Source organism: Clostridium guangxiense (assembly GCF_021043395.1).
Lineage (GTDB): Bacteria > Bacillota > Clostridia > Clostridiales > Clostridiaceae > Clostridium_S > Clostridium_S guangxiense.
In genome coordinates, this window is sequence record NZ_JAJNKE010000002.1 from 147987 (window position 1) to 160333 (window position 12347).

14 protein-coding genes are annotated in these 12347 nt (G+C 30.0%); 10 read left to right on the top strand and 4 right to left on the bottom strand.

Features of this window, described 5'->3' with window-relative positions:
* Positions 1 to 9 precede the first annotated feature (9 nt).
* Positions 10 to 858 carry an AlbA family DNA-binding domain-containing protein gene (locus LQK79_RS02540; protein WP_053241179.1) on the top strand — a complete coding sequence of 283 codons (849 nt, stop codon included), beginning with the start codon at positions 10 to 12 and terminating at the stop codon, positions 856 to 858.
* A 192-nt stretch (positions 859 to 1050) separates the two neighbouring features.
* On the opposite strand, the gene queF is transcribed toward LQK79_RS02540, so the two are convergent.
* From queF to LQK79_RS21155, 3 genes are all read right to left on the bottom strand, one after another.
* The gene (gene queF, locus LQK79_RS02545) at positions 1051 to 1548 is read right to left on the bottom strand and encodes a preQ(1) synthase (RefSeq protein ID WP_231015409.1); all 498 of its coding nucleotides are present in this window, start codon (positions 1546 to 1548) and stop codon (positions 1051 to 1053) included.
* Positions 1549 to 1607: 59 nt separating this feature from the next.
* On the bottom strand, positions 1608 to 2084 hold the full coding sequence (locus LQK79_RS02550; protein ID WP_053241180.1) for a QueT transporter family protein: 477 nt from the start codon (positions 2082 to 2084) through the stop codon (positions 1608 to 1610).
* A gap of 241 nt (positions 2085 to 2325) precedes the next feature.
* Complete coding sequence (locus LQK79_RS21155; RefSeq protein WP_407928507.1) at positions 2326 to 2559, bottom strand: beta-propeller fold lactonase family protein; 234 nt, start codon at positions 2557 to 2559, stop codon at positions 2326 to 2328.
* Between the two features lie 236 nt (positions 2560 to 2795).
* Between LQK79_RS21155 and LQK79_RS02555 the strand changes: the two genes are divergently transcribed.
* Together LQK79_RS02555 and LQK79_RS02560 are read left to right on the top strand one after the other, a co-directional pair.
* Complete coding sequence (locus tag LQK79_RS02555; RefSeq protein WP_231015410.1) at positions 2796 to 4283, top strand: MBOAT family O-acyltransferase; 1488 nt, start codon at positions 2796 to 2798, stop codon at positions 4281 to 4283.
* A gap of 11 nt (positions 4284 to 4294) precedes the next feature.
* Complete coding sequence (locus tag LQK79_RS02560) at positions 4295 to 5344, top strand: hypothetical protein (protein ID WP_053240734.1); 1050 nt, start codon at positions 4295 to 4297, stop codon at positions 5342 to 5344.
* A gap of 40 nt (positions 5345 to 5384) precedes the next feature.
* Here LQK79_RS02560 and LQK79_RS02565 read toward each other — a convergent pair whose 3' ends face one another.
* Entirely contained in the window at positions 5385 to 6572 is a 1188-nt protein-coding gene (locus LQK79_RS02565) for a metal-dependent hydrolase family protein (RefSeq protein ID WP_053240733.1), read from the bottom strand.
* A 315-nt stretch (positions 6573 to 6887) separates the two neighbouring features.
* On the opposite strand from LQK79_RS02565, the gene LQK79_RS02570 reads away from it, so the two are divergent.
* From LQK79_RS02570 to LQK79_RS02600, 7 genes are all read left to right on the top strand, one after another.
* Entirely contained in the window at positions 6888 to 7760 is an 873-nt protein-coding gene (locus LQK79_RS02570; protein WP_231015411.1) for a cation diffusion facilitator family transporter, read from the top strand.
* A gap of 70 nt (positions 7761 to 7830) precedes the next feature.
* Positions 7831 to 8343 carry an RNA polymerase sigma factor gene (locus LQK79_RS02575; protein WP_053240731.1) on the top strand — a complete coding sequence of 171 codons (513 nt, stop codon included), beginning with the start codon at positions 7831 to 7833 and terminating at the stop codon, positions 8341 to 8343.
* A complete protein-coding gene (locus LQK79_RS02580) occupies positions 8340 to 8786 on the top strand; it encodes a hypothetical protein (protein WP_053240730.1) in 447 nt (148 codons plus the stop codon). Before LQK79_RS02575 ends, LQK79_RS02580 begins: the two co-directional genes overlap by 4 nt.
* Positions 8776 to 9300, top strand: a complete 525-nt coding sequence (locus LQK79_RS02585; RefSeq protein WP_053240729.1) for a hypothetical protein — start codon at positions 8776 to 8778, stop codon at positions 9298 to 9300. Before LQK79_RS02580 ends, LQK79_RS02585 begins: the two co-directional genes overlap by 11 nt.
* Positions 9293 to 9601, top strand: a complete 309-nt coding sequence (locus LQK79_RS02590) for a LiaI-LiaF-like domain-containing protein (protein WP_231015413.1) — start codon at positions 9293 to 9295, stop codon at positions 9599 to 9601. Before LQK79_RS02585 ends, LQK79_RS02590 begins: the two co-directional genes overlap by 8 nt.
* 166 nt (positions 9602 to 9767) lie before the next feature.
* Entirely contained in the window at positions 9768 to 10772 is a 1005-nt protein-coding gene (locus LQK79_RS02595; RefSeq protein WP_231015415.1) for a 3-oxoacyl-[acyl-carrier-protein] synthase III C-terminal domain-containing protein, read from the top strand.
* Positions 10773 to 10790: 18 nt separating this feature from the next.
* A complete protein-coding gene (locus LQK79_RS02600) occupies positions 10791 to 12329 on the top strand; it encodes a methyl-accepting chemotaxis protein (RefSeq protein ID WP_231015416.1) in 1539 nt (512 codons plus the stop codon).
* Positions 12330 to 12347: the final 18 nt, after the last annotated feature.

Consider the following 12347-nt stretch of genomic DNA (forward strand, 5'->3'; position numbering starts at 1 on the left):
TAATCTTATATGAATACTAAGATGTCATTAGAAGAAATTATAAATATTGGTGAAGGCCAGTACTTTGATAGAAAATCATCAAAAATACAAATAAATAAGTTAGCAGAAACAATAATTGCATTTGCTAATGCTGATGGCGGAACAATGGCTATAGGTATTGAAGATGGCAAAGTTGTAGGTATAAATAGTCAGGGAAATATAAAAATAAATGATTTTATACAGTGTAGTTTTGATAAATGTATACCGGCTGTTAAAGTAACTTATGAGTTTATTGGTATAACTAAAGAAAATGGAGTTAAAGACAAAATACTTCTTATAAATGTTGAACCAAGCATAGATAAGGTACATAAAACTACATCAGATGAAGTTTTATTAAGAGTTGGAGATGAAAATAAAAAGCTTAATTTTGATCAAAGATTAAATCTTGAATATGATAAAGGTGAAAGACTTTTTGAAGATAAGATAATAGAAGAGTGTACTATGGAAGATTTAGATGGAGATGTACCTAAAAGTTATGCACAAGCAGTTAAATATTCAGGAAATGATTATGAAAAACTTCTTTATGCAAGAGGATTAGCTAGGAGAAGCAAAAATGGACCTAGAATAACTATTGCAGCGGTGCTATTATTTGCTGAGAATCCAAGCATATTTTTACCTAATGCAAGAATTAGATTTTTTAGATATGAAGGAAGCAGTGCTGAAGTAGGAGTTGGCATGAATATTGTAAAACAGGAAACAATAGAAGGAACGATTAAAAAAAACTCTAATAAATCTTGGTTAAAAAATCATAAAATACTTAGATATTTCAATTGTCTGAGCATTTTTCCAGCGAGTAAACATGCACGGGGCATGGGCTAATATATATATATGCGTAATACAAGTTAAAGAAGGATAATGGGATTATATCCCAAACCTCGTGTATGATCGTTATCCTTCTATACCCTGAGCAGGTACTCACTTAAATTCACCACTTAGATTTATAGAGTTTTTTTAACGCGACGAAGCATTGTTACTTCGCATTCTTTATATTTAGTGAAACAACCAGTAATATTATCGGTTATCTATTTTCTCCGGGTACATATCATGATAAAATAGTCTCTTCTCCGCCATTTTTTTCCACTTAGTGCCTTCCATACCGTAGTTAGCATAAGGGTCAATAGAAATTCCACCTCTAGGTTTAAATTTCCCTTGAACTTCGATGTATCTAGGATTCATGAGTTTAATTAAGTCTTTCATTATTATGTTTACGCAGTCCTCGTGAAAGTCGCCGTGGTTTCTAAAGCTGAAAAGATAAAGTTTTAAAGATTTACTTTCAACCATTATTTTATCAGGAACATAGGATATATAAATAGTACCAAAATCAGGTTGACCTGTTATTGGACATAAAGTTGTAAATTCAGGACAATTGAATTTTACAAAATAATCATTGCCAGGATGCTTATTAACAAAAGTCTCTAATATCTCTGGGTTATAATTGTAATTGTATTTTGTGCCTTGATTTCCAAGAAGGGTTATTCCTTCTTTTTCTTTTTCAGTTCTACCTTCCATATAAAAAATCTCCTATCTATTTAAGTTTGGTATTCTTCAATGCTGTTACCTGGCATTTTTTAAATTTTGTCTTTTAGCTGCTTTAATAAAATAACTCCTAAAATTGCAGGTATAATTTGACCTATACACAAGCTTATAGCTAGTACGGTATAAGGAACATTAAGTGTAAAAGAAAGCCAAATTGGAACTAAAAGTCCGGGACCAAGTATTATAGGAAGTATTATAAACCAATCATTCATTCCAAGTCTTTTTATAGCATATACGATGCTGCTGGTTATTATTCCAACAAGACATCCACCTATAATATCGTAAATCCCCATACCTCCCATAATAGTATTGGATATGAGGTTTGCGAGACCTAGCGGAACTATTAAAACTGGAGTTATTGCACTAAGTGAATACATAGCTGTAGCTAGTCTTATTTGATACTGACCAAAAGAAAATCCTTGAGTAAAATACATAATAACTGTATAAAGAGCTATTACAAGTCCAGAAAATGCTATTTTTTTAGTTGAAGAAAAATTTTTGTTTGACATTTTTGCCTCCTAAGTGCAGCGTTATAACATCCTATACACAAAAAAGGCAAATAAAAAAGCGCATAAGCGCTCTAAATAGACATAATAAATTATTTTGTCTTAAGCCCTAGTTTTGTTTATAGACAGGATGGTACGAACGAACTGTCTTTATTAAATTATTACCTCAAATATTATAATATAAATTTAAGATAATTACAAATGCTTTATAAAAATTTTATGCATATATAATTATTATCAGGAGCTACAATGCAGCAGTGAATAGATAGTCCTCATTTTCATCTATTGAAAAGGAAGCACAACCATCAATATTTCCTGAGCTTAATACAGAATAAAGATGAGTATTATTTTTATTTATAATTAGGTATCTTGGATTTTCAAGTTTTGCTACTAATTTTAGATTTTTAGGCTTGCCTAATAAAGCATCAAAGTTAAAACTATAGATGCCTTTACTTTTGCCAAAAGTATAGGTCCCAATATAAGCTGTAAGCTGTGTTTTAAATCAATTATAGAAGTTATATAAGCAGTTGATTTTTAATTTTTAAAGTGGTAAGCTAAGAATTGTGTTATCAATTTGTTATCAGTTTGTTATCAATTTGTTATTAATTATGTAATCTTTAATTCATAAATATAAAATAAAATAATATTGGGCTACATAGGATAAAATTTTTAAACCATAAAAAGTCATAATTTAAATATTGATGTAGAAATTAGGTGTTTAATTTGCAATTTAATTCATTAGAGTTTTTAGTATTCTTTTTTTTAGTAACTACTGTTTACTACATAATACCACATAAAGTAAGATGGATATGGATTCTTATATCAAGCTATTACTTTTACCTTCAAACGTCTCATCCTAAATATATCATATTACTTTTGGGAACAACATTTATCAGTTATTTAAGTGGATTGCTTATTGAAGCATCGGATAAAAAGCAAAGTGAAAAAGTAAAAAAAAGTGTTTTAATAGGAAGTATTTTATGTAATATAGGGTTCTTATTTTTGTTCAAATATTATGATTTTTTTATGGATATTGCCAAGCAAGCACTTGCTTCAGTGCATATTTATATAAATATGCCTAAATTAGGACTTGCATTACCTGTAGGCATATCATTTTATACCTTTGAGGCAGTAGGATATATTATAGATGTGTATAGAAGGAAAATAAAAGCAGAAAAAAATTTGGCCAAGTATGCACTGTTTATAGCATTTTTTCCTCAATTGCTTGCAGGACCTATAGAAAGAGCAAAACATATGCTTAGTCAATTTGAAGCAAAACATTCATTTAATTATGAAAAAGTAAAAAGTGGGTTACTTTTAATTTTGTGGGGTCTTTTTCAAAAATTAGTAGTTGCAGATAGGTTAAGTAAATTAGTAGATACAGTGTTTTCTAATCCGGATACTTATAAGGGATTCAATGTAGTTATTGCATCTATATTCTTTACATTTCAAATTTATTGCGATTTTTCAGGATATTCAGATATGGCAATAGGAGTAGCAAGAGTTTTAGGTTTTGAGCTTACAAGAAATTTTGAAAGACCATATTTTTCAAAATCAGTGAGAGAATTTTGGAGGAGATGGCATATTACACTTTGCTCATGGTTCAAGGATTATCTTTATATACCACTTGGTGGCAATAGGTGCAGTAAAATAAAAAATTATAGAAATATTATGATTGTATTTATTGTTAGTGGACTATGGCATGGAGCTGCTTTAAATTTTATAGTTTGGGGAACTTTACATGGAGTTTATCAAGTTGTAGAAAAGATTTTAGAGCCATTAAAAAATAAAGTGGTACAAAAATTAAAAATTAATGATCAGGCTATTTGGTATAAATGTTCTCAAGTTTTAATAACTTTTATACTTGTGGACTTTGCATGGATATTTTTTAAAGCTAATACCCTTTCAACAGCTGTTAAGTTAATAAAAAATATGTTTTATTTTAATCCTTGGGTATTTACAGATGGTTCTCTTTATAATTTAGGACTTACTTATAAAGAGTTTATCATTTCTTTGCTTGGTATAGCTGTAATTCTTGCAGTGAACTTTTTACAGAGGAAGAATATTTTATACAAAGAACTGAAGGATAAAAACATAGCAGCAAGATGGTCTGTATATTTAGCGATTGTGGTAATTATAATAATATTTGGAGTTTATGGACCTGAATACAATCCTCAGCAGTTTATATATTTTCAATTTTAGGAGGAATACCTGTGGTTAAAAAAGTAATTATAAAAGGTTTAACTTTTGTTGTATTATTGATTTTTATTATGATTATTGTAAATTCTATATTTGTGGTAAAAACAAGTCAAAGAGGTAAATTAATTGATGGATTATACAAGAACACTAATGATAGCTACGATGTAGTGTTAATGGGGTCAAGCCATATGAATGGCGGTATTGATCCAAATGTTTTATGGCATCAATATGGAATAACAAGTTATAATTATGCAACAGGTGGTCAGCCTATAGATGTTACATATTATTTATTAAAGGAAGTTTTAAAAGTTCATAAAAATCCTATAGTGGTAGTTGATCTTTACTATTTAGGATTGACAGATGAATATGGTGATGAAGGTTATATAAGAAATGTACTTGATAATATGAAATTTTCTCGTAATAAGCTTGATGCTATTGAAAATTGCATACCATTTAAGACAAGAATTAGTTATATATTTCCAATACTAGAGTATCATGAAAGATGGAAAGAACTAACTTCAGATGACATAAATTATGATGCCTCTAAATACTATTATGAGAAAGGTTTTGAGGCTGGAACTCTTAGGTATGGAAAAAATAATTCAAAGGTGGTAAAAACTTCTGAAACATCAGAAATACCGGCTAAAACGGGAGAATACTTAAACAAAATTATTGAATTATCCAAGTCTGAAGGATTTAAACTAGTTTTTATTGATACTCCTTATGATTACCAAAGCGTAAAAGAAATGAAAAATTGGGTGCAAGATCCGCAGAAGATGGTTAATAAGGTGAAGGAAATTGCCCAAAAGAATAATATTCCAGTTGTAGATTACAATGATGAGGATAAGTTAAAAGCAATAAACTTTGATTTTAAAAATGATATGAACAACTCCAGTCATTTAAATATATGGGGAGCTGATAAGGTTACTAAAGATTTTGGTGCATTTTTAAAAGAAAACTTTAAGCTTGTAAATCATCGCAATGACAGCAAATATAAGCAGTGGAATTTGGATTATAAAAAATCACAGGCGGCTTCGATTTTATACAAAAATGATAAGAAATGAGTTACATTCATTAGAGTGTAACTCATTTCTTATTTGAAAATTAAAATATTATTTTTTTACCATCCTTATAAACTTCAGCAACATTCATTAAAGTATCAATGTTAAGAAGAGGATTTTCGTTTAATACAATAAAGTCAGCAGTTTTTCCAGTTCCAAGAGTACCAAAATCAGCATCAACTCCTAAAAGTTCGGCAGCAGATTTTGTTGAGGCAACTATTGCTTCCATAGGAGTTAATCCAGCTTTAACCATTAGATTTAATTCAAAAGCAGTTTTTTCTGGTCCATTAAATGGAGTGCTTCCATCAGTTCCCATAGCAATTTTTACGCCAGCAGCCTTTGCTCTTTGGAAGCTTCTTGTATGATCTTCAATAACGCGCTTTGATTTTTCTACCATGTAAGCTGGTATGCCGGCTTCTATACCATTTTCAACAATAAAATATGGAGCATTCAGTGTAGGAACTAGATATGTTCCTTTTTTTAACATAAGATCAATAATTTCATCGGTTAAATAAATTCCATGTTCTACAGAATCAATGCCAGCCAAAACAGCATTTTTTATTCCTGTAGCACCTTGTGCGTGAGTTGAGGTTTTCTTACCTACTTTGTGAGCTTCTATAACAGCAGCTTCTATTTCATCTTGGTTAAGCTGTGGTGAACCTGGTTCTACACCTGGAGTCATAACGCCGCCTGTTGCCATTATTTTTAGAAAATCAGCGCCTGCTCTAAGTTGTTCTCTTGCAGCTTTTCTTACCTCGTCTACGCCGTCACATTCTCTTCCCATTTGCCAGCCATGTCCACCTGTCATGGTTAAGCATTTACCACATGCAAGGATTCTTGTACCTTCAATAAGACCACTGTTAACAGCATCTCTAATATCTATGTTTATAAAATTTGGGGCTCCCATATCTTTTACATATGTAACACCGGCTTTTAAATATTTTTTCGCATTTGCAGCTGCATGAAAAGCAATTGTAGCATCAGATTGTTTTTGCGCGAATGGATCACCAACTGGTTCCATAGTTATATGTACATGACAGTTAATCATTCCAGGCATTATGGTTTTTCCGGATAAGTCAACAATTGTTGTATTGCTTTCTAAATGAAAGTCATCAGCAGAACTTACCTTTTTTATTTTATTATTTTCTATAAGTAAGCCTGAATTTTTTATTGCAGCACTTCCTGTTCCTGATATAAGGGTAGCACCTTTAAAAAAAGTTTTTGTACTCATATTTTTGCCTCCTTAGTTTTTTTGTGATATATTCTTAAATAATCTTTTGAATTTTAGATGATTTAGCTATAAATTCGTGAAACGACTAAAAAATTATTAATTATCCTTATAATAGCATAATTTTTTTTTGTGTACAATCATATAATTCACAATTATTTATTTTAGTCCTTGTTTTAAATAGGGACAAAAGAAATTACTTATTTAAAACAAAGCTCATCTATAATGACATAAATTTTTATCAACATTTTTTTTATCTAGCTTTATTTTAAAAATTTATAGGAATAATAACTGTATAAACTTTTAAGGAGTAATGTTATGGAAGAAAATTATAAAAATCTTAAAATTGCGCAAAGAGGTGCAAGCATTAGTTTAATAGTATATATAATTTTATCAGCCTTAAAGCTTTTTATGGGATATCTAACTCATTCAAAAGCTCTTACGGCTGATGGACTCAACAATTCAACAGATATAATATCATCATTGGCTATCATAATTGGTCTCAAGATAGCTAGAAAGCCTGCTGATGAAGATCATAGCTATGGTCATTTGAGGGCTGAAACAATAGCAGCCCTAGTGGCCGCTATTATAATGATAGCAGTAGGTATTGATGTAATTTATAATGGGATTTATTCAGCTGTTTTTTTCAAGGCTAAAGCTCCTGAGATAACTTCAGCGGTAATTGCGGTTATTTGCGCTGCAATAATATATTTTGTCTATGTGTATAATAAAAAAACTGCAATTAAGATAAATAGTCAGGCCTTAATGGCAGCAGCAAAGGATAATCTTTCAGATGCCCTTGTAAGTATTGGAGCTGCCGTTGGAATAATAGCTTCACAATTTGGATACCCATGGATAGATCCAGCAGCATCAATAATTGTAGGAATTATAATATGCAAAACTGGGTATGAAATTTTTAAGGAGTCTGTGCATAATTTAACTGATGGTTTTGATAGGAATAAGCTAGATGAAATGGTTAAAAGTATAAATTCAATTAAAGAAGTTAAAAAAGTTAGAGACATAAAGGCTAGGGTTCATGGAAATAACATTTTGACAGACATTGTAATAGCTGTCGATCCAAGGCTAACAGTTGGTGAAAGCCATAAGACAACAGAGCAAGTAGAAATGGTTCTCAAAAGAGATTTTAATGTAAGACATGTTATTGTTCATGTTGAACCGGAAGATAGATAGTTTATTTGATTTTCATTGAAGTGTTTTTTATTTCTTAATCGTTATAATAAGTGTAAGGATAAAAAAGGCGGTGATAATCATTGAAAATGAACAGTTTGCAAACTATATAAAAAAGTACGAGCGGTTAATCATTACTATTTGTTTATCCTTTACTAAAAATTACTTTGATGCTGAAGATTTAGCCCAGCAAACTTTTTTAACTGCTTATAAAAACTATGAAAAGTTTGATGGTGAAAATTTTAAGGCTTGGATTACTAAAATTGCTGCAAATAAATGCAAAGATTTTCTTAGAAGTCCTGCAAGGGCAGTACATAACTTGTCTGATGATGATTGTGAGTATTTGGAGGATTGTGGAGATCTACCTGAAGATATTGTTATGAAAAAGTATGATGCAGACAAAATAAAAAATTTATGTAACAAGCTAAAAGAACCTTACAAGACGGTGGCGTTAAGTTATTTTTGTGAAAATATTAAGCTGTCAGATATATCTAAAAATACAGCTCAAAATCTAAAAACTCTTCAAACTCAGCTTTATAGAGCAAAAAAATTGCTTAAAGCTTTATGGAAGGAGGAAGTTATATGAAAAGTACATTATTTGATGAAAATGGTCATTTAAGTGTAGTGACTATAGAAAAATTAAAAATAGGAAATTTAAGTGATGATGATATGCTTTTAGTATCTGAACATATTTGTGATTGCGAAAAGTGTGCAGATTGCTTTGCAAATAGCTTTGATGATAATGAACTTGTAAATGTTCCTTTAGGTTTTGAAGAGGAAGTTCAAAGTAAAATAGAAAAAAATAAACAAGTTAGAAGGGATTTTATGTTTTATTCGTTTAAAGTGGGAATTGCAGTTTGTGTTGCAATTGTAATTACTTTTTCAAATATATTTAACATTGTTAGTAATGAGCACATGAAAAAATATGTGAATACTCCGAATTTAAATATAGTAAGTTCCATTAATACTAAACTAACTGATTTTTCTCAGAAAATAATTAATATGGAGGTTTTTAAGCATGCAAAATAAAAAAAGTAAATTTTTGGCTTTCATTTTTTCGTTTTTTCCAGGGGCGGGGCACATGTATTTGGGATTTATGAAAATAGGTATTTCGTTTATGGCAGAGTTTTTGTTCGTTGTATTTCTTGCAAATATTTTAAATATAGGCTCACTTCTTTATATTGCTCTTTTGATTTGGTGTTATGCATTCTTTGATTGCTTAAATAAGTGTAATTTAAGAGAAGAGGAATTTTTGAATATTAAGGATAGATATTTATTAAATGCTGATGATATGCTGAAATTTGACAATAATATACTTAAGAAAAGAAGATTATTTGTAGGAATAGTGATTTTAATTTTAGGATGCTATGCGTTGTGGAATACTTTTATGAACACTTTAAGCCAATTTATACCACAGGAAATATATGAGGTTATTTTTAACGTGTCAAGAATTGTCCCTAGAATAGTAATAAGCGCTGCAATAATTATTATAGGAATAAAGCTTATTATAGGAAAAAAAAGGGAGAGCGATAGTGATGAATAGAAAACATAGAGTAGGCACATTTACGACGGGATTATTGCTTATAATCTTTGGTGTATTGTATTTGCTAAAAATATTTTTTCCTAGCATAAATTACTATTTTATATTATCGCTTTGGCCTCTTATTTTAATCTTTATAGGAATTGAAATAATTACTGCTTATATAATGAATAAAGATGAAAATATTAAATATGATACAGGAGCTATAATTTTATCAGTGTTTTTAAGTTTTTTTGCAATGGGTATGGCATTTATGCAGTTTATAGCCGAGCATGCTGATAAGTTTATAAGCATTAATTTTTAATGAACTAAAGGAAGCTGTGTTTGTAATTTATCTTTAGTGCTAATACATCAATATCTGGTAAAAGAATTATTTTTACCAGATATATTATTTTTTTGATTAAATAAACGAAAAAGTAATTAGTAATGCCATTTGTTATTTTATGAAAATATAAAGAAGGAGACTTTACATGTATAGAAATGTTCATATTGTTGGAGTAGGCACATATCATCCTAAAAGAATAGTTGAAAACGAGTATTTTAAAAAACATTTTGAAAAATACGGAATGTCTAGACAAGCCGAAATTTTAACTGAAAGATTAGGAAGAAATACTAGGACTTTAGGAGAAAAGGATGATACCAGTTTAAGTATGGGATTAGAGGCAGCGAAGAAAGCTTTAGATAATGCAAATTTAACGGCACTTGATATTGACGGGATTATATCAGTTTCAGATACTCCGGAGTATCTTTTGCCTTGTTGTGCAGTTTTGATTCGAGATGGTCTAGATGCTAAAAATGCAACAAATGTGTTTGATGTGAATAGCAATTGCATAGGAATGATAACGGGAATAGATGTTGCTTCAAGGTATTTAAAGACTGATAAAAAGTATAAAAGATTCTTGGTTGTTGGCGCAATGTTAATGAGTCCATTTGCTAGAGAAGATGATATAGTTGGCTATGCATGTTTTTCTGATGGTGGAGCTGCTGTGGTTCTAGAGGTAAAGGAAGAAGAAGAAGAAAGAGGAATGCTTGATTATAAAGTTTTAACTGATTCATCTTTTAATAGATACACGAGATTCCCAGTATGTGGATTATCTAAAATTACAAAAAGCGAAATCAAAGAATATGATAAAAAGTTTATGTGGGAACCATTTGACTTTGATATTTTATCCGATGAATGGGTAAAACTCTTAACTGGATTGCTAAATGATAATGATTATAATCCGGAAGATATAAGCCATTACTTTATGTCACAATTTTCAAAGGGTGACTTAGATTTAACATTGGAGAAAATGGGAGTTGAACTTTCAAAATCTACTTTTGTAGGCTATAAGTATGGTTACACTGGCTGTACAAGCCCTTTTATGGCATTAGATGATAGATTAAAAATAGAAGGCTTTAAAAAAGGAGATCTTATTATATTCTGTTCAGTAGCTGTAGGATATACAATGTCTGCTGTTTTATACAAATGCTAAGAGTTTGGAGGATAATTTATGGAAAATAGTACAAGGCTAGTAGTCAAATATCAAAAAAAAGTTTTGAAAATAGTAGTAATATTGTATTCAATAAGTGTAATTTCAGCTGATTTTTTTCTTATGCTTTTAAGGCTTATAGGCGTTTATAGTGGAAGAGAAATGAAATGGAATAATCTTTTTATATTTGCAGGTGTTATAGCGATAGAATTAATTGTATTAATTTTTATGTATAAACAAACAACCAAGCCTGAAAAATGGCAAAAGTATTTTAAGGCTTTAAATATGATATTAATTTTAATATGTTACATAAATTATATATTTTTAAGCGTATTGACACCATCGAAAGAGATTTGGGTTTTAGTGTTCTACTTTATTGTTTTAGCAGCATTGTTTTTAGATGTTAAGATGGTAGTATTATCTATTGCACTAAGTTTAATATGTAATGTTATTTTATTTAAAATAGATTCTTTTTTTGTACCAGACAAGCAGTTTATTTTAAGAGAAACTGTTGTAAGATCTATTGTTATATGTTTTGTATCATTTGGAATCTTGCTGCTCACATATCTAGCAAGCGATATACTTAAGAAAGTTGATGCTGAGGAAAAGGAAGTAAATGAAAAAAATAAGAAGGTTTCTGGTCTTTTTAATAAAATATCACAATTTGCAGAAATTATATTAAATTCAAGTGACGCATTGGCGGCTGCTATTGAAGAGGAAAATAGCGGAATACAGGAAATCGCATCAAATAGCCAATACATAAGTAATAGTACCAACGGAGTATTAGAAAAATCAACGAAAAATACAAAGATATTGGATGAACTATTAGATGTAAATAAGGGAGTATCTTCAAAAACTAAAATGCTTCAAGAGCACTCATCAAATTTAATTGATATGTCAAACAAAAATGAAGAGGCTTTAAAGAAGTTGCTTGAAATAATTGAGATCATAGATAAAAGTTCAGGGCATAACTATGCTTCAGTTGTAAAACTTGAAGAAAAGTCCAATGAAGTCTATGGAATAATATCTAATATAAATGATATTGCAGAAGAGACAAATTTATTAGCACTTAATGCGAGTATAGAGGCGGCAAGGGCAGGGGAAGCTGGTAAAGGATTCGCAGTTGTAGCTAATGAAGTTAGAGAACTTGCTGAGAATACAAGAGGATCACTTGAAAACATAACAACTATAATTAATGAATTCAAAAATGAAATAGATACAGTTAAACTGTCAATTTCTAAAAATAATGAAAAAGTATCATCTGGTAGAGAAATAGCAAGTTCAACTGTAGATGATACAATGAAAGTAATAGAAAGGCTGAAACAGATCGGAGAAAATATAAATGACATGAATGATTTAATGTATATATTACTAAACAAGACTGATAGTGTGGCTAAATTTAACCTGGATGTTATGGACTCAGTAAAAGATACTATAGGTAAATTTGATACTATCACGGAAGCTATAAATCAAACTGCAGCTACTAGTGAAGAAATTATAGCAAGCTCAGAAGAGCTAAAGGCGACAGCCGCAGAAATGAATGAAATAAAACAAAATTAATTAGATAGATGTAAGGGT